This window comes from Anaerolineales bacterium, from assembly GCA_037382465.1.
GTDB lineage: Bacteria > Chloroflexota > Anaerolineae > Anaerolineales > E44-bin32 > WVZH01.
This window is the reverse complement of record JARRPX010000057.1, coordinates 1-17,984: the sequence shown is the minus strand read 5'-3', so window position 1 is coordinate 17,984 and position 17,984 is coordinate 1. Positions and strand designations below refer to the sequence as shown.

15 protein-coding genes are annotated in these 17,984 nt (G+C 57.1%); 13 read left to right on the top strand and 2 right to left on the bottom strand.

Annotated elements, in window-relative coordinates; genetic code table 11:
• From P8Z34_13305 to P8Z34_13275, 7 genes are all read left to right on the top strand, one after another.
• On the top strand, nucleotides 1–2,337 hold a 2,337-nt coding region (locus tag P8Z34_13305), incomplete at its 5' end, for a choice-of-anchor Q domain-containing protein (GenBank protein ID MEJ2551653.1).
• Nucleotides 2,338–2,606: 269 nt separating this feature from the next.
• Nucleotides 2,607–3,308, top strand: coding sequence for a metal-dependent transcriptional regulator (locus P8Z34_13300; GenBank protein MEJ2551652.1), 702 nt, complete (start codon nucleotides 2,607–2,609; stop codon nucleotides 3,306–3,308).
• Entirely contained in the window at nucleotides 3,305–3,703 is a 399-nt protein-coding gene (locus P8Z34_13295) for a FeoA family protein (protein MEJ2551651.1), read from the top strand. Before P8Z34_13300 ends, P8Z34_13295 begins: the two co-directional genes overlap by 4 nt.
• A 57-nt stretch (nucleotides 3,704–3,760) precedes the next feature.
• A complete protein-coding gene (locus P8Z34_13290; protein ID MEJ2551650.1) occupies nucleotides 3,761–4,294 on the top strand; it encodes a FeoB small GTPase domain-containing protein in 534 nt (177 codons plus the stop codon).
• A complete protein-coding gene (feoB, locus tag P8Z34_13285) occupies nucleotides 4,273–5,988 on the top strand; it encodes a ferrous iron transport protein B (GenBank protein MEJ2551649.1) in 1,716 nt (571 codons plus the stop codon). Before P8Z34_13290 ends, feoB begins: the two co-directional genes overlap by 22 nt.
• A gap of 20 nt (nucleotides 5,989–6,008) precedes the next feature.
• Nucleotides 6,009–6,257, top strand: coding sequence for a FeoC-like transcriptional regulator (locus tag P8Z34_13280; GenBank protein ID MEJ2551648.1), 249 nt, complete (start codon nucleotides 6,009–6,011; stop codon nucleotides 6,255–6,257).
• Nucleotides 6,258–6,347: 90 nt separating this feature from the next.
• Nucleotides 6,348–7,382 (top strand): aminoglycoside phosphotransferase family protein, encoded by a 1,035-nt coding sequence (locus P8Z34_13275; protein ID MEJ2551647.1) that lies wholly within the window; start codon nucleotides 6,348–6,350, stop codon nucleotides 7,380–7,382.
• A gap of 126 nt (nucleotides 7,383–7,508) precedes the next feature.
• Here the strand turns inward: P8Z34_13275 and P8Z34_13270 are convergent, their stop codons facing one another.
• The gene (locus tag P8Z34_13270; protein ID MEJ2551646.1) at nucleotides 7,509–8,255 is read right to left on the bottom strand and encodes a ZIP family metal transporter; all 747 of its coding nucleotides are present in this window, start codon (nucleotides 8,253–8,255) and stop codon (nucleotides 7,509–7,511) included.
• A complete protein-coding gene (locus P8Z34_13265) occupies nucleotides 8,255–9,055 on the bottom strand; it encodes a helix-turn-helix domain-containing protein (GenBank protein ID MEJ2551645.1) in 801 nt (266 codons plus the stop codon). The genes P8Z34_13270 and P8Z34_13265 overlap by 1 nt, the downstream gene beginning before the upstream one ends.
• A 139-nt stretch (nucleotides 9,056–9,194) precedes the next feature.
• On the opposite strand from P8Z34_13265, the gene P8Z34_13260 reads away from it, so the two are divergent.
• The 6 genes from P8Z34_13260 (at nucleotide 9,195) to P8Z34_13235 (ending at nucleotide 17,913) form a co-directional block, all read left to right on the top strand.
• Nucleotides 9,195–9,794 carry a dual specificity protein phosphatase gene (locus tag P8Z34_13260; protein MEJ2551644.1) on the top strand — a complete coding sequence of 200 codons (600 nt, stop codon included), beginning with the start codon at nucleotides 9,195–9,197 and terminating at the stop codon, nucleotides 9,792–9,794.
• Nucleotides 9,795–9,806: 12 nt separating this feature from the next.
• Complete coding sequence (locus P8Z34_13255) at nucleotides 9,807–10,586, top strand: exodeoxyribonuclease III (GenBank protein MEJ2551643.1); 780 nt, start codon at nucleotides 9,807–9,809, stop codon at nucleotides 10,584–10,586.
• Between the two features lie 197 nt (nucleotides 10,587–10,783).
• Nucleotides 10,784–11,872, top strand: a complete 1,089-nt coding sequence (locus P8Z34_13250) for a metalloregulator ArsR/SmtB family transcription factor (GenBank protein ID MEJ2551642.1) — start codon at nucleotides 10,784–10,786, stop codon at nucleotides 11,870–11,872.
• 485 nt (nucleotides 11,873–12,357) lie between these two features.
• Nucleotides 12,358–14,892 carry a DEAD/DEAH box helicase gene (locus P8Z34_13245; protein ID MEJ2551641.1) on the top strand — a complete coding sequence of 845 codons (2,535 nt, stop codon included), beginning with the start codon at nucleotides 12,358–12,360 and terminating at the stop codon, nucleotides 14,890–14,892.
• Between the two features lie 209 nt (nucleotides 14,893–15,101).
• Entirely contained in the window at nucleotides 15,102–16,040 is a 939-nt protein-coding gene (lipA, locus tag P8Z34_13240; GenBank protein MEJ2551640.1) for a lipoyl synthase, read from the top strand.
• Nucleotides 16,041–16,260: 220 nt separating this feature from the next.
• On the top strand, nucleotides 16,261–17,913 hold the full coding sequence (locus P8Z34_13235) for a right-handed parallel beta-helix repeat-containing protein (GenBank protein ID MEJ2551639.1): 1,653 nt from the start codon (nucleotides 16,261–16,263) through the stop codon (nucleotides 17,911–17,913).
• The last annotated feature ends 71 nt before the right edge of the window (nucleotides 17,914–17,984 follow it).

The following is a 17,984-nucleotide window of genomic DNA, read 5'->3' as shown; positions in this document are numbered from 1 at the left end:
GTCATATTCCTGGCGCTTGCCCTGCAGGGATGTAATCCCGCGTACTGTGCTTCGGAATTTATCGTCACGAAATTCAACGACACCAATGACGGAGCTTGTGACGGTGACTGTTCGCTGCGGGAAGCCGTTATCGGCTCCAACGTCTGCTCTGGCACACAGACCATCCGACTTCCGGCCGGCATTTACGATCTTTCGATCGCCGGTACTATGGAGGACGCCGCGGCTACCGGTGATTTGGACATCACGGATGACGCCATCCTCATCGGCGAAGGTGCGCCGTTCATCGACGCCAATGGTGTCGACCGAGTATTCGAAATCCACAACGGGGTAACGGCGGAGATCCATACGATGTTGATTCGCGGCGGCGAGGAACAAGTTGGCGCCGGCATCCGTAATTGGGGATCGTTGACGATGTACGGCGGCGTCGTGGCGGAAAACACGGGTGTGTTCCCCGAAGGCATCATGGGCGGATCGAGCGGCGGGGGAATTTTCAGCACCGGAACGCTCGTCCTGGAAGGAACCCAGGTGCGGCAAAACAGCGCCGACATGGGGGGCGGAATACAGATCAATGCGCCCGGCACGCTGGTTATGAGCTCCGGCAGCGCGATGATCAACGACAATATTGCCCATGAGACGGGCGGCGGGCTGGCCGTAGGGACGGGTGCCGAGGCGACCCTGACCGGAGTTGACATCTGGCGCAATGACGCCGTTTACGACGGCGGGGGGATTTTCAACGGCGGCACGGTTCACCTGAATCAAAGCGTGGTCCACGAAAATACCGCCGGCGTCATCGCGGGGGGCATCGTCAACTACTACGGCGGAGAAACCTGGGCAACCGAGACTCGATTCGAAGACAACGAAGCGCCGGATGGCGGCGCGATCTACACCTCCGGGTTGGTCACGCTGTACCAGAGCAGCATCACCGACAACAGCGCCACAAGCGGCGCCGGTGGCGGTGTGTACGTCGACGCAGCCTATCCCGCCAGCGCGGCGGGTTCCGGCGGCGGCGTCCACAACGATGCCGGTGACATCTGGCTGGAGTGGACCACCGTAGCCGAAAACGGGCCACTTGGAATCGTCAACACGGCCGGATCTCACATCCAGATCGAAGATTCGATCGTGGCCTACAACACCTCGGGGAACTGCACCGGTGTCGGACTTGGCTCGGGCGGATACAACATCGAGGATGGTACTTCCTGTAATTTCACCGACGTCGACGACATGTCCAGCACCGATCCTCTGCTGGGGCCGTTGGCGAACAACGGCGGGCTTACCCCCACGCATGCCTTGTTGGCCGGAAGCCCGGCGATCGACTCGGCTACGCCGGACATGTGCATCTCCACTGACCAGCGCGGCGTCAGCCGCCCACAAGGGCCGCAATGCGATCGCGGCGCCTACGAAAAGGACGTGTTAGTGCCGGCGATCGATATCACGCCCCATCCAATCGAAATGGGCGAGGTCACCGGCCAACTCTGTTATCCATCGGAATTCATACCGCCCTTGACGCTCTATTTCGCGAACGTCGGCAACAATCTCGTCAGCCAATTCGATCACAGCGACGGATCGGACAGCTACAGCGTCAATTTGTTCCCGGGCACCTACGTGGCCTACGCCTATCGCCAGGGAACGAACATCGGCGGCTCGTACTCGCAGGCCGTCCTGTGCGGCCTGAGCGTGAACTGCACGGATCACACACTGATCGAGTTCGACGTCCTGGCCGGTCAAACGACGATGGACATCGATATCTGCGATTACTACGGCGATCCGGGCGACATTCCCGCGCCACCGGGCGGGTCACCGACGGAAACGCCGACTCCGCCGCCGGCGCCAATCTCGATTAACTTTAACGCGGACAGCTACGCCATCAAGCAGGGCAAATGCACGATCCTTCGCTGGGCGGTGGAGAACGCAGAAGACGTGTTCCTGGACGGCGAACTGGTCGAGGTCCTGGGTGCACAGCAAGTGTGTCCCAAGAAGACGACGCAGTACGAGCTTCTGGCGATGGCAGGCGACGCGGAAGAAGTGGCACACGTGACCATCGAAGTGGAGATCCTGCCCGAGCCACCGCAAGTACCGGCGCGGTTGAGTTTCAACCGTGTCTGCAACGCAAAGATGTACCAGATCACACTCTCGTGGTTGGACAGAGCGGATAACGAGACCGGCTATCGTGTTTACCGGGACGGTACACTGATTGCCACTCTTTCTGCCAACGCGACAAGCTACGTGGACAATCCACCTTTCGGCGGTCCATACACCTACGCCGTCGAGGCGTTCAACGCAGGCGGCGCATCCGCACAAGTCACGGTTCAACCGGAGAAATGCAACCCAGTGCAGTGATGCTGCGCCACGGTTAACACATAGTTTGCATCTCGATGACCTCCCGGCGAACCATTCGGGAGGTCATTCCATTTAATATCGCCTCGGGCCATCAATTAGCAGGCAGCCATAGATGACGAAAGATCGCAGCCAGCATGACGAGCGTCATCTGGTAAATTTCCGAAAATCTAGTAAAGTAAGGTTGACCTAATATGAGTATATACGGATTGCCTTGTATAAATGTCCGTGCGACATGACGTCACGGTTGGCCTGTTAGAAGGAGCGGGGACATGACCAACAAAGAGATGCCCTTTGGGGAAAGCGTCGAAATGTACTTGAAGACGATCGCCGAGCTTTCAAATCTGCGTGAACTCGTACCCATAACCAGTATCGCCGAACGACTGGGGATTTCGACGGTGTCTGCAAGCGAGATGGTCCACCGGTTACAGGATCATGGTTTGCTCCGACATACACCGTACAAAGGCGTGCAGCTCACAAAACATGGAGCGCGCACGGCGAACATGGTGATACGCAACCACCGTCTTTGGGAAAGGTTTTTGGTAGACAAGCTCGGCATCGCCTGGGAGAGCGTAAACGAACATGCCTGTCGATTGGAGCATGCGGTGGACGACGACGTCATTGAGGCGCTCGCCGACTTCCTTGAACATCCGCAGACTTGTCCACACGGAAATCCGATTCCCGATTCCGAGGGGAAGATGCCGCGGGTCGCGGGAGAACAACTTCTCGATTTCGCGGCGGGCGAGTCGGGCGTGATTCTGCGTATCCTGCCGAACGACGACTACGACATCTTGTGTGCGTATCTCGCTGCGCGTGGCATCAAACCCGGAGAGAGACTTACCGTGGAAGAGATCGCCCCCTTCGACGGCCCAATATCGATCCGCCTGGGCGAGAACGTGCATGCGCTGGGACGCAAGATGGCACAGCAAATCATGTTGAAGCGCGAGAAAAAATTCGTGGAGGCTGCGGCGTGAAGCACGACCAGACTATGCCTCTGGACCAGATGTGGGAAGGCGCAATCGTTGAACTGGTCGACGTTCATGCCAACCACAAATTCGGCCAACGCCTGGCAGACCTGGGTTTGCTGCCTCATACCCGTGTCGTCGTGCTGAGCTGCATACATGGTCAGCCTTTAATCATCCGCGTGCGCGGCAGTAAAATAGCCGTCGATCGCCGGACGGCGCATCGGATTTTGGCGCGCCCTGTCTGTGGCAGACCCGAATCAAAACGAGGCCGCCGGGCGTGGCGCAATCGAAGGGGACGACGGTTGCGGGGCAAGCGGTTCCATCGTGGTTCTCGGGCGCGCTGGGTGGATATCTTGTTGAACGTACTGCAAACGATGCCGGACGAGGATGATACAGAGCAGTAATTCCTTTGTGAAAAACGAGAAAGTGGACATTCGCGGTAATAACGAGATGACGTTCGCATGGCAGACTTGAAAATTGCGCTGGTTGGGAATCCCAACGCCGGAAAGACGACTTTATTCAACGCGCTCACCGGATCGCGGCAACACGTCGGTAACTGGCCGGGAAAGACCGTCGAGTGCAAGCAAGGCTTATTCCGTTTTCGAGGCAAGGAAATCGAGGTGACGGATCTTCCCGGCACATACAGCCTCACCGCATACTCGGAAGAGGAGATCATCGCCCGCGACTACATCCTGTTCGAAAAACCAGATGTGGTCGTGGCGGTGGTCGACGCGACCAACTTGGAGCGCAATCTGTACCTCGTGGTCCAGGTACTCGAGCTTCAAGTGCCGATGATATTGGCCCTCAACATGTCGGATCGGGTTCGAAGCCTGGATTATGAGATCGATGAAAATGGTTTATCGAAGTATCTCGGTGATACCCCAGTGATTCCAATGTGCGCCAAACGGCGCGAAGGATTGGGTAAGCTGCGAGAGGAAATCATGAGCCTCGCAGAGACGAACGAGCCGGTGCCGTGGAAGAAGGTCCCCTCGTGATCGTCCGGCAGAGAGAAACGCAGTTCAAGATCGACTACGGCAGTGAGATCGAAGCAGAAATTCGGGGCATTGTCGAGAACATCGCTCAGCATCCTGCGATCAGCCAGATTTATGATCCGCGCTGGTTGGCGATCAAGTTGCTAGAAGGCGAAAGCGACCTCATCAGTAGGGTCAGAGCTTTGGATGGTGGGAGCGCCGTATTGGAAACAACGCAGGCTGCCCGGAAACGCCTGCTCGACGCGACTCCAAACGGAGTAGAATTTGCCATCGCCGATCGGCGTTACGCGTTCGTAAGTCACGTCGTCGAAGAGATCGGTCCCTGCCCCGATGCGGCCATCGAGGGCAGCTCCGAGCGCATCGATCGGATCGTGACCCACCCGTTGCTGAGCCTGCCGATTTTCTTCGCCGTGATGTACGTGGTTTTCAACCTCGTGGTAAATGTATCCGCGCCGTATCTGGATTGGATCGATGCGGCTTTCAACGGCCCCGTCACGCGTTGGGCAGCCGAGCTTTTATCGCTGCTGCGAGCACCGGCGTGGCTGCAGGGGTTGATTCTGGACGGCGTGATCGCCGGCGTCGGCGGCGTGCTTATTTTCATCCCGGGTTTGTTCTTCCTGTTTCTGTGCATCGGCTTCCTGGAGGACAGTGGCTACCTGGCGCGCGCCGCGGTCGTCATGGATCGGTTCATGGGCTTCCTGGGATTGCGAGGCAAGAGCTTCGTTCCCATGATCCTGGGATTCGGATGCGCCGTTCCGGCCATTTACGCCACGCGCACGTTGGAGAATAAACGGGACCGTCTCCTGACCTCGCTGCTCATACCCCTCATGTCATGTTCGGCACGCATGCCCGTGTACGTGATTTTTGGATTGGCTTTTTTCAACCATCGTGCCAACTGGGTGCTTTGGGGCCTGTACGCTCTTGGCGTGTTCGTCGCAGCTGTCGTCGGCGTTATCTTCTCGCGCACGATATTCAAACGAGATTACGAAACGTCATTTGTCATCGAGCTGCCCCCATATCAACTCCCTTCACTAAAGTGTCTCCGGGATCAGATCGCTGCACGTACAGGCAAATTCATCCGCAACGCAGGGACGGTGATTTTAGCGGCCTCCGTCGTGATCTGGCTGCTGCTCAACATGCCCTGGGGCGTCACGAAGATGGGCGACAGTTGGTTCGGAAAAGTAGGCAAAACGATTGCGCCCGTACTTCGTCCGGCAGGATTTGGAAACTGGGAGAGTGCGGGCTCGCTCGTGTCCGGGCTTGTGGCCAAGGAGGTGGTGATCTCTACCATGTCCCAGATTTACATCGGGGAGGGACGGCCAAAGGCAGACATCGAAGAATCGAACTTCGGCCAGGATCTTGCGAGTATTGGCTCGGGTTTCGTCCAGGCGACGGGAGAGGCGGGAAAACAGCTGCTTGAGTTGTTTACGCCGGGTGTACCCCTCTTCAAAGAAGCCGGACCGGCAGCGGAAGATACACAGCTGGGGTCAGCTTTGCAGCAGGTATTTACTCCATTGTCCGCACTGGCGTTCCTCGTGTTCGTGCTGCTCTATGTTCCCTGTGTGGCGACTCTGGGGACGATCCGCAGCGAATTCGGTTGGAGATGGGCGCTCTTCGCTGCGATCTGGCAGACAGGCGTGGCCTGGATGATGGCGACGCTTGTTTACCAGGGTGGCCGCTTGTTGGGATTCGCTTAGCACCGGTATGGACTGCCAAGATGTTGACCGATATCCTGGAAGCATGCAAGACTTCTCCGCAAGGGCTTTGCCTGGAAGAAATTTCACGCAGGTTGGAGAAAGAACCCTCCATCGTCGAGGGCATGATCAATCAGTTGTTACACATGGGAAAACTCGTTGAACGTCCGGCACAGACGGTCTGCGAAACGTGCCCGGTGCGCGTTTCCTGCGTGCTGATCGAGCGTTCGGAAAGTTTGTATTCCGTTCCGATGAACGCGGGAAAAAAATGAAGCTGCGTATGCCTGGAATTTCTCACACCGGAGCGAGGAAGCGAAGTCGATCGGAATAATTCCCTTCCAATCTCCACGAGGAATCATTCAATGGAAACCACTTCATCCTCCACCTTGATCCTTCCCCCGCCCTCACGTTCCGACCAGAACGTCAGCGATTGGTTCATTCCCTCGGGTACTGAAGCCCTGGAACATTTCATCAGCATCGAAATCTTGAAGCGCACTGCTGCGATTCGAGAGTGGCAGGCTGCCCGCTTGTCGTCCGCCGTTTTCATCTACCGCGAGATGACAACGCTCAGAACCATCGTGGCGAAATTCTATTCGGTCAAGACGGGGTTCGAGGCCGAGAAGTATGCCAACCGTGAAATCCACTACAACAAAATTGCTTGCGAGATCTTCCGAGGCGACCGCTCGATGCGTGCCGTGCTGCCGTTGGGGGTCTTTCGCGGCGTACTGCTGCTGGAGCATGTCGACGGATTGACGCTGGAAGACACGATTGCCATCCGCCGGAGCCATCCTGGAATACTGCAGCCTGCGTTGGAAAGCACGGTCGATTTTTTGGAGAAACTTCATCGTCTCGGCCGGCGCACGAACGAAGTGCCCCACTTCGATCCGGCAGCAGAGAAGGCGCGGAGCGTCGTTAACACGCTCAGCAAACACGGGGTGTTAAAACGACACCCGCTCTTACGTCGAAACCTCTCGCGTCTGATCGACGCCTGGCAGGCATACCCCTTCATGTCGACCTTTCATCCGTGCCTGACGCATGGCGACGCAACGAGCACCAACTTCGTCTTCCCCAAAGATGGCGGGGTTGTCGCCATCGACTGGGAACGCGCCAAAGTGGCCGATCCCGCAGCCGACCTGGGTCGTTTGATGGCGGAGGTATCGCACGCCGTCGCACAGCAGGGCGGCAACCAGCAGGAAATCGCCAGAATGGAAGAAATCCTTCACCAGCGATATTGTGCCCGGCAGAAAAGCGAAGATGATCCAGAGACGCTGCTGACCAGAGCGCGTTTCTATCAGGGCTCGAGTACCTTGCGGATCGCCCGCAACGGGTGGCTTTCCGGCGCGTATCGCAAAGGCCTCGTTGAAAAAGCCCTCGTTCTGCTGTCGCATGAATCATAAAACACAACGGGCAACGCTGCGGTTTCTACGCACAAGGCACTCAAGCTTCGATCAATGGGAAGGAAACAGATTTATGTGTGCCATCCGCCAGTGCGCAAAGTTATCGGGCAACCCGAACGGATGAAACTAGAACACCAGGAGGGTTTGCAGCGCCATCATGGCCAGAAATCCGGTCATACCGGCGACTGCGCTCGAGCGCCGCTGCTGTTCATCGGCCCGGCTTTCGGGGATCATTTCTCCCATTACCAGGTAAATCATCGCGCCTGCTGCGAATCCGAATGCATAAGGAAGCAGCGGACGGAACTGCATCACGGCGAGGTAGGCGGGAACGGCGGCCAAAACCTGGGGCACACCGGAGAAAATCGCCCAGCCAACGCACTTCCAACCACTCACGCCTTCCGCACGCAGGGGCAGGGAAACAGCAACCCCCTCGGGGATGTTGTGAATGGCGATTGCGATCGTCATGATCAAGCCCAGCGTCGCCTGACCCGATCCGAAGGAGACTCCGATCGCCAGTCCTTCTGGAATACTATGGATGAAAAGCGTAACCAGAACCAGAATGATCCGGCGTCCACCCCCTTCCGAGACGCCTTGCAAGGTATAATTTCGTTTCTCCAGAAACCACGAAGTAATCGCCATGAGTGAGGCGCCAAGCAGAATTCCCACGCCGACCGAGATCACCCCACCCTCGTCAAGACCGGGAATGATGAGGTTGAATACGGAAGCCGAAAGCATCAGTCCACCGGCTCCCGCCCAACCGAGGCGCGCGAGTTGCTCCGGGAATTTTTCAACGAACACGAAAGGCAACCCGCCGAGTCCGTTGGCAAGAACGGTAATCGAAGCTGCGATGATCGTATCACTTATCGAAGCCATTATCCTCCACCCCCTTCCGGCGCTAACAGGCTCTCGAAGATCTGACGATCTTCGGGTTCCAGACGCTCGAGCATGCCTGCGCCAAGCTGCCGATACACGCGTTGTGCGAAGAGTTCCATCCAGACGAATTGACGTGCGATCAGGACCAGATTGTTGCTCTTGGTGATGGTCGCATATGTTTCCTGGCCGACGTCGGCAATCAAGGCTTCAGCTTGATCCACAACGATCATCAGCGTGCCGGTCAATTCTTGAAGCTCGCTCTCGAGCGGCGGATGCCGGGCCACGTATCCGTAGGGCAAAAGGTCCTGTCCCGTAAGCAGCGTGCACATCGACACACCGCGCTCACTCGTCGCGGCGAGTTCCTCATGCAGAGCTTTCAATCCCTCGTCGTTCAATACCAAGTAGACTTCGTTTTTCGCTTCCGCGAGCATCTGCTTGGCATAGGTAAAGACGGCCGATGTGTTGCGTATGGACCAGACGTGATCTTCGTCGGTATTGGTGTACACGTCTTGCAGTTCCTCGCGAAGGTTGTCGATCAGACGCATCTGCCGCTCTTCGTGACGGTCGAGAAGCAATTGCGGAGAAACCGGGCGGTAGAGAGTCGCTCTGCCCTCGATGGATTCGAGCACGGCGCCTCGTCCGACCAAACGACTCAAGGTTTCGTACACCATCGAACGCGGTACACCCGAGTCCTTACTGATCTGGTATCCGGTAGCCGGATTGTCCCCCAGCAGCGCCAGATACACCTTGGCCTCGTATTCCGTGAATCCGATTTCGGTCAAACCGCGTTTTAAATCCATCTTTTCTCCGATAATGTTGTTGCAATTATTACTAGTAGTTAGTTTACTTACAACTATTGAGTTTGTCAACATTCAATTCCCGCCGCCGCTTTCAATCTGGGCGCAAATTGTGGTAAGCTCTTGCCTCACGGGAGCAAGCATGCGAAAGCTGATCGACGCGCTGCGCAAGGGCACGACCATCATTCGCCAACGGCTGCGGACTCAAGGCGTTCGGACGACCTTGCTGTGGTTTATGGTGCGGGGGACGACCTTCCTGACCGGGATACCAACGATTCGCTACACGCGCATCTCACCGCAGATCTACGTCGGTCCGCAATACCGGGCACGCGGCATGGGGAAATTGGCAAACGAGGGAATACGCGCCGGGCTGAACTTGCGGGTCGAATTCGACGACGCAGCTCACGGTTTGGCGATGCCGAGCTACTGCCATCTACCCACGGTCGACGACACGCCTCCCAGCCTGGAACATCTCCGGCGCGGGATCGAATTCATCGACCAGGCCGTCAAGGCCGGCGAGAAGGTGTACATCCACTGCGCGGGCGGGATCGGTCGAGCCCCAACGATGGCCGCGGCGTATTTCATCAGCCAGGGCGACGATCTGGCCGGCGCGCTCCGGCGCATCCGGGCGGTCCGCCCCTTCATCCGCATCATGCCCTCACAATTGGAACAGCTCGAGAAACTCGAAGATCAACTCCGCAATAAACGTCGGGGGGATCAACGTGCTGCCGAGAGCATCTGAGGAGTCGCACCGATGTTGAAACTCTATTCCTGGAACGTAAACGGCATCCGCGCCGCACTGCGTAAAGGTTTCCTGGGCTGGCTTCGGGAAGCTCAGCCCGACGTGCTCTGCATTCAGGAAACGAAGGCCCATCCAGAACAATTGGATGCAGAGCTGGTGCAGCCCGAGGGCTATCGTACCTACTGGTCGTCGGCGGAACGCAAAGGCTACAGCGGCGTGGCCCTGTTTTCAAAGCGGAAACCGATATCCGTCGAACTGGGACTGGGCATCGAAGAGTACGACATCGAAGGACGCACGATCGTCGCCGATTACGATGATTTCGTGCTCATCGCCGCTTACTTTCCCAACGGGGGCCGCGACCTCAGTCGCGTACCCTTCAAGATGGCGTATAAAGAAGCCTTCCTCGATTATTGCAATCGTTTGCGAGAAGCAGGACGTTCCGTGGTTTTTTGCGGGGACGTTAACACGGCGCATCAGGAGATCGATCTCGCCCGTCCGAAGCAGAACGAGAAGTCGACCGGCTTTTTACCGGAGGAACGCGCCTGGATCGACAAAGTGGTCGTGCAGGGATACATCGACACCTTCCGCAGCCTGCACCCCGATACCGAAGATGCATACAGCTGGTGGGCTTATTGGGGAAAAGCCCGCGAGCGCAACGTGGGCTGGCGCATCGATTACTTCTTCGTCTCCCCGGATCTGCAGGATCGAATCGCGGCCGCTGATATCCACGCCGACGTCATGGGATCAGACCACTGCCCGGTCAGCCTGACTCTCCAATCGCCCGAGCCTTAACACCGCAATTCGCAGCACGTTCAAGCCCCACATTGTTCCTCTCGCATCTCGTTGAAAAAGCCCCGATGGCGCCCACAGCGGCCTGATCCCCGAGTAATTAGGGACTTGACAAACTCGAATAAATATTGTAAATTATGGGCACTACCCGCTATTATGGGTTATTCTCATAAACGGGTATAGCGAGAACGGAGAGAATCATGCCCAAACTCGAAACAGAATTGGTAATGGCGCCCAAAACGGTCACGCTGACAGTAAACGTGGAACCGGCGATCAACGTATTGAACAGCCTGGTGCTGCTGAGCCAGGTGGATAAATTCTCGGGACTCGGCGAATGGATCAACACGACCGCCGTCGAGATGGAACCATCGATGTGGGAGAGGCACCGGGTCGTCACCGAAGGTCTTTACTACGCCCTCGTCCCACGTCGCAGTCACGCATCATTCGAGGCGTTCATCGACAGCCTGGCGGAATCGGATCCCGTCGTGCTGCGGGACAAGGTGCTCAACGCATACTGCTGCAAGGCCCCCGTCGAAGACAACGAACGCTATCGCGCGAACAACTGGGAATTGGCATTGGGTAGTGAAGACGCCTATATCGAATTCATGTACGAACGCTTCGAACCCGATCATATCGACGAACCCGTTGAACGGGCCGCCTACAACTATCTCGTCGATCCGGCGTCCATGCGGGAGTTGATCGTGACCCACCTGCGCTACATGTGGCAGAAGTATATGGCCGAGGAGTGGAAGCGGGTGTTGCCGACCATTACCGAATCCGTTGCGGCGTTTCAAAAAACGGACTTGTCCACGATGCCGCTGGCGCAAGCAACGCAGTTCATCACCGGTAGGGAACCGGATGAGAAATTCGAAGAGAGCGTGCGCGACGCCGAGAAGATCGTCTTCGTTCCGAACACGCATGGCGGACCGTACGTGCTCAAATACCACGGCGACGGTATCGTCTGGATGACGTTTGGCGCCAGAGTGCCGGAAGGTATGCCATTCGCATCGTCCGATCTAAAGCGCTCGGATTTGCTGGTTCGGCTTACGGCGCTGGCCGACGAAACACGATTGCGCATACTGGCGATCATCCGCGAGCGAGGCGAGATGTGCAGCCAGGAACTGATCGACGAGACGGGTATCAGCCAGTCTTCGATATCGCGCCACTTGAGACAGCTGACGGCAACGGGCTATCTCTTGGAACACCGCACGGAAGCGGGAAAATGCTACCGGTTGAACACGGAACGCATCGGAGAGACGTTACAAGCATTGGACGGATTTTTCGATTAGTGATGCTTTCGCCGGATTTGAATTGGATCCGAAAATCGTAAAAACTGACTTAAAGCCGGGAAAGATATCAAAACGAAGCGCAGAACGCTCGTGAACGGGAAAGGAAGTGGATCATGTTACGATGGAGCGAAGTAATCGCAAACGAAGCGAGAATCGATGCAATACGGTGTGATGCTGCTCACGAGCAATGGGCACGCTCGGTGGTGAACGGAGCAAACCATCGACCGCACTTCTATTACACCGTTGCATTCCGCCTCGGAGGTTGGCTGACGTCCGCTGGCCAGCGAATACAGCAGCGGTATTCAACAATCACGGAACCGACGTTTTCTTCAAATATCGGATCAAATCAAGGTGCTTGCTGAAAGTCTAATGACTTCCAAATAGGAACATTATACTTTCGCCTCGACACACAACTCCCCGGGTGCCCGGGGAGTTGTTCCATTTCTCGCCCATCAGCGCAGAAACAGGAGCGATATAATTCACCCATGTCGATTCAGGATGCACTCGAGCGACTGCGACTCGATACCGATTTCATGAAAAATGTGGCCACCTGGGAGCGTATCGCGCCGCGTCCGGCCCGCTATGCAGAATTCCCGGAGGGCCTCGATGCACGTTTGATTGCCGCGTTACGTGCGGACCACATCGCCCCGCTCTACACCCACCAGGCCGCAGCGGTTGAGTCCGCGCTTGCTGGCGAGAATGTGGTGATCGTCACCGGCACCGCATCCGGCAAGACACTGTGTTACAACCTGCCCGTTCTGAATACACTGCTCAACACGCCGCAGGCGCGTGCCCTGTACCTTTTCCCAACCAAGGCGCTTTCACAAGACCAGGCTTCCGCACTTGGGCATTTCCTCGACTCGCTCAACGCCGCCGAAACGGTCCCCGTGCGCACGTACGACGGGGATACGCCGCAAAACGCTCGCCGCCGAATCCGCGACGAGGCGCGCATACTGATCACCAATCCGGACATGCTGCATACCGGCATCTTACCCCACCACCCGCGCTGGGCCGGGATGCTGGCAAATCTGCATTGGATCGTGTTGGACGAGATGCACGTTTACCGCGGCGTGTTTGGCTCCAACGTGGCAAATCTAATCCGGCGCTTGCGCCGCGTTTGTCGTTTCCACGGCTCCGACCCGAAATTCGTTCTGACCTCCGCCACGATCGCCAATCCCAAGGAGCTCGCCGAACGATTGATCGAAGCACCGGTCAACCTCGTGCCGCCAGATCTGGACGGCTCACCGCGCGCAGAGAAACACGTCATTCTATACAATCCGCCGGTCATCGATCCGAGCCTGGGGATCCGCCGCGCCTACACGCTGGAAACCACTCGCATCACCGAGCGCTTCTTACAGGCCGGCGTACAAACCGCGGTTTTCGCCCGCGCTCGCCGCACGACCGAGGTTCTGCTGGGTTACGTGCGTGACGCCTTCGAACGTCTGGGTGGAGATCCGAAAGCCATCCGCGGGTATCGCGGCGGCTACCTGCCGCTGGAGCGCCGGGAGATCGAACGCGGATTGCGCCAGGCGGACGTTTTGGGCGTCGTGGCGACCAACGCACTCGAACTCGGCGTGGACATTGGCCAACTCGGTGCAGCCGTCATCGCCGGTTATCCGGGCACCATCGCCAGTTTATGGCAGCAAGCCGGCCGCGCCGGGCGACGGAGCGAGACTTCTGCGGCGGTACTCGTGGCCTCGGCGTCCCCGCTGGACCAGTTCGTGGTCGCACACCCCCGCTACGTTTTCGAGCATTCTCCCGAGATGGGCTTGATCAACCCCGATAACCTTGCCATCCTCCTGCGTCACTTACGCTGCGCGGCGTTCGAACTGCCCTTCGAAAGCAACGAGCCCTTTGGAAAATTCGAAGACATGGCTGACCTACTCACATTTCTGGAAGAGGAGGGCGTGTTGCATCACTCGGTAGATACCTATCACTGGGTGGCTGAAGGGTATCCGGCCGAAGAGGTTTCCCTGCGCGCCAGCAGCGACGAGCCGATCGTCATCCAGCGCGTCGGGGAAGGCCGGCCGGTTGTCATCGGCGAAGTCGACAGAGAGGCGGCGCCCATACTCCTGCACGAAGGTGCCGTCTACACCCACGAAGGCCGCACGCATTTGGTGACCGAATTGGATTGGGAAAAGGGTCTCGCCGCGGTCGAAGCGGCGGAGGTCGATTATTACACGGACGCATCCGAAACCGCAGACCTGGAAGTCTTGGAGGTGTACGACGCGGACGAAACCAGCCCTGCCCGCCGCGCCCACGGCTGGGTGCAGATCACGGCGCAAGCGACTTCATTCCGCAAGGTCAAGCGCTATACCCACGAGACCCTGGGCTACGGTGAGATCGACTTGCCCCCGCGCCAATTTGAGACCAGCGCATACTGGTTATGGATCGCGCCGGAAACGGTCGAACGTCTCGAGGCCGACGGCGTGCTATTGGCGCCGGTGGATTACGGGCCCAGTTGGCCGCAGGCACGCAAAGCCGCCATTTCCCGCGACCAACACCTCTGCCGGCAGTGTGGCGCACCGGAACGCGAGGGAAAATCCCACGACGTTCATCACATTCGCCCGTTCCGGGAATTTGGATACGTCCCGGGAGAAAACCGCGCCGATCGTCAGGCGAACCACATCGACAACCTGATCACCCTCTGCCCGGCTTGTCACCATCGAGCGGAGTCAGCCCGCGGTGCGCGCAGCGCCCTCGGTGGCCTGCGTTACACGCTGGGCAACATTGCCCCACTCTACCTCATGTGCGATCCGCGCGATCTGGGAACGCTCGGCGAGAGCCGATCCAAGCACACGAAAAGCCCCACGATCACGATTTACGATCGCATCCCGGAGGGCCTGGGTCTTTCGGAGAGATTGTATTCGATGCATCATGAGTTACTCGAAGCAGCGCTCGATCTCGTACGATCGTGTCGCTGCCGGGACGGATGCCCGGCTTGCGTCGGACCGCTGGGCCCCGGCGGTGTGGAGGTCAAGCAGTTGACGGCGCAACTGCTTGAGGCACTTCTGCTCTAAAAAACGCACACCGCAGATATTTACAGGATTTATCTTACCTTCCAACATTATCGAGCGCGTTTGTTCTCTCATCAATCCATGAAATTCTACACAACGCGATACTACCGGCATTCTCCACACGACTTCGCCCTATTAATCATTTTACGAACAAGGTGCCTCACGGTAGTGCGGGGTAAATTGCGGTAGAATTCGCTTCGAGGTATGCCCATATGTCGGATCGAAACACGTCAGGGAACTCTGAAATTTCCAACGATGAGCGCCCGAAGCGCCGGCCGGATTGGATCAAGGTTCGCGCCCCATCCGGGGAAACCTACGAACAGCTGCGTGTGATGATGCGCAGCAAATCTTTGCACACGGTTTGTGAAGAAGCCATGTGCCCCAACATTGGGGAATGTTGGGGTTCTGGAACGGCCACCTTCTTGATGATGGGTGACACGTGTACCCGCTCCTGCGGTTTCTGCGACATCAAAACAGGGCGGCCTGCACCGCTCGATTGGCTCGAACCGGAACGCGTGGCACGCGCCGTGCAGAGCATGGATCTACGGCACGTCGTCATCACCAGCGTCAATCGTGATGAACGACCGGATGGCGGCGCTCCGATCTTTGCAATGGTCATTCAACGAATCCGAGAATTGCAACCCGGATGCTCGATCGAAGTGCTGATTCCGGACTTTAAAGGCGAGATCGAGGCGCTGCGCATCGTCATGGATGCCCGTCCGGAGATTCTCAATCACAATGTAGAGACGGTCCCGCGCCTTTTCAGGCAAGTCCAACCTCAAGATCATTACGAGTGGGCCGAAGCGACTTTACGCAACGCGAAGAAATTGGATCCAGAAGTACTGACGAAATCGGGCCTGATGGTTGGTCTGGGCGAAACGACGGATGAGATCAAGGCGGTGATGCGAGATCTGCACCAATGGAACGTGGACATTCTTACCATCGGCCAGTACCTGCAGCCATCGAAGAAACATTTGCCCATCGAACGCTACTACACCCCGGACGAGTTTGAAGCGTTTAAAACCTACGGCTATGAAATCGGTTTTAAGTGGGTGGAAAGCGGCCCGCTTGTGCGCTCATCCTATCGTGCGGAAGAGCAAGTGCGCCAATTAAGCGTCATCCATCGGAATTTGCATAAAGAAAACGCTTGACGCATCGTTCCCAAAAAATCCTCGTGGATTTCACTCAACCGCCAAGCAGTACCTCCGTTTCATAGAAAAACACCTGAAAATAGTAGACAATTTGAGTTCAGCCGAGATGTGAAAAGCCATTTTTCGCCGATAAATCGCTGTCTTCATTTTCACACCGATATCTTTTATAATCGCGCATCATTATTGCAGGGGCGATTGCCCTATTATAAGGAGAGGAATAATGAGAATCATGGCAATGAGAAATTGGGAAAGACCTATCCGGATCGCTGTCATCCTGGCCATGGCGTTGACGCTGCTCAGCCCACTGGGATCAGCCGTTTTCGCCGACGATGGAACGACGGAGGATCCACCCAGTTCGGAAGAATCCGAACCACCCCCGGAAGGGAATTCTGAAGGTGAGGAGCAAGCGCCAGTGGAAGCTGCGCCGGTTGAAGAGACAGCGCCGACGGATGAGGCTGCTCCAGCGGAGGAGGCCGCTCTCACCGAAGAAGCCGCAGCGACACAGGATGCAGAAGCAGCGGAAGGCAGCCATCCCGCGGAGGACGCAGAAGCCGTTGCGGAAGACGTGCCTATCGAAGATGAAACCTGCCTCGCAAGCGAAGCCGTGTCAACCGCCGCAGATCCGGCCGCGGACGTAACGGAAGAAGCGGAAGAAACTTCAACGATTGCCGATCCCTACTTCTACTACGGCGGCACGCTGTACAACTACATATCGATCCAGGATGCGGTCGACGAACTCAGCTCAAACGGTTGGACACCGGATGACGGCATGATCGTCGTCGAAGACGGCACCTTCACGGAAGACATCGTCATCGACGGCAGTGCATGGAACGGGGGCGCGGACACGCCGTTCGAACTCATCCTGCAGAGCGTAAACGGCAGCGGCACTACCGTGATCGACGGCAACATGATCATCCAGAACATGTTGAACATGGTTCTCGACGGTTTTGAGATCGCTGGCGGCGTTACGGCCGTAGACAACACGGGCACGTTGACCATCGATGACGTCGTAGCAACCAACGTAAACGGAGATGCGATTTCAGTCGAGAATCAGACCGGAGACGTGATCCTGAGCAACGTGAATGCAAGCAACGCGGGCAACGGCGTCGAAGGCGATAACATCGGCAACGGCGTGTACATCGACGTTAACGCCGGCGGCACGGTCACCATGACAAATGTGACCGCAAACAACAACGAGGAATCGGGGGCGCTTGTGGTGTTCGACGGCGATGACGAAAACAACGAGATCAACGTCACCGACAGCCAGCTCAGCGAGAACGGCCAATATGGTGTTTGGGCACAACCTGAAAACGGCACCGTTACGTTGACCTGCGTCCTCGCATCCGCCAACGAATTGGGCGCGGTGATGGTGCCCGTCGGTGAGGAAGTGATCTGGATTAAATGCGAGTCGAAAGAAGATAAGGAAGAAGATCCCTACGAAGACTGCGTCATCAGCGACCTGTCATCCAAATACGTCAACGTCGGCGATGGAATGATGGTTGAATTTCCACCCATCGATCCAATCGAAGATCAGGACGCCTCGTATGCCAGCTACATGACGATTGACGACCCAAGCAAATTACCCGCTAATCTTCCTGAGGGTGATATCTTCGTGGTCGGCATCGATATTCTGCTTTACAACGCTGAAATCCCGGAAGGTGAGACGATCAAGATCGAATTCTTCATCCCTGGATATCAGTGGGAAGAGAATTTTGTCGTGTTGTGGTTTGACGCCGATGCCGTGAATTGGGTGGACGTGCCATTCACGCGGGAACCGCATCAGCGCATCCCTGGCGGCAAAATCGTCGCAGAATGGGACCAACCCGGGACCTTCGTTCTGGTCATTCGTGGCGAAAGCACACCGGACGCATGAAGCGCTGAACCAAGAATATCGAGTGTTGAAAAAACACACCCCGAAACGTTTCGGGGTGTGTTTTTTTCAAC

Excerpts from the sequence above, each read along its gene's own strand:
- P8Z34_13265 (MEJ2551645.1), bottom strand. The coding sequence starts at position 9,055 with ATGGATTTAAAACGCGGTTTGACCGAAATCGGATTCACGGAATACGAG.
- P8Z34_13235 (MEJ2551639.1), top strand. The coding sequence starts at position 16,261 with ATGAGAATCATGGCAATGAGAAATTGGGAAAGACCTATCCGGATCGCT.
- P8Z34_13250 (MEJ2551642.1), top strand. The coding sequence starts at position 10,784 with ATGCCCAAACTCGAAACAGAATTGGTAATGGCGCCCAAAACGGTCACG.
- P8Z34_13260 (MEJ2551644.1), top strand. The coding sequence starts at position 9,195 with ATGCGAAAGCTGATCGACGCGCTGCGCAAGGGCACGACCATCATTCGC.
- lipA (MEJ2551640.1), top strand. The coding sequence starts at position 15,102 with ATGTCGGATCGAAACACGTCAGGGAACTCTGAAATTTCCAACGATGAG.
- P8Z34_13280 (MEJ2551648.1), top strand. The coding sequence starts at position 6,009 with ATGTTGACCGATATCCTGGAAGCATGCAAGACTTCTCCGCAAGGGCTT.
- P8Z34_13290 (MEJ2551650.1), top strand. The coding sequence starts at position 3,761 with ATGGCAGACTTGAAAATTGCGCTGGTTGGGAATCCCAACGCCGGAAAG.
- P8Z34_13270 (MEJ2551646.1), bottom strand. The coding sequence starts at position 8,255 with ATGGCTTCGATAAGTGATACGATCATCGCAGCTTCGATTACCGTTCTT.
- P8Z34_13255 (MEJ2551643.1), top strand. The coding sequence starts at position 9,807 with ATGTTGAAACTCTATTCCTGGAACGTAAACGGCATCCGCGCCGCACTG.
- P8Z34_13275 (MEJ2551647.1), top strand. The coding sequence starts at position 6,348 with ATGGAAACCACTTCATCCTCCACCTTGATCCTTCCCCCGCCCTCACGT.
- P8Z34_13300 (MEJ2551652.1), top strand. The coding sequence starts at position 2,607 with ATGACCAACAAAGAGATGCCCTTTGGGGAAAGCGTCGAAATGTACTTG.
- P8Z34_13245 (MEJ2551641.1), top strand. The coding sequence starts at position 12,358 with ATGTCGATTCAGGATGCACTCGAGCGACTGCGACTCGATACCGATTTC.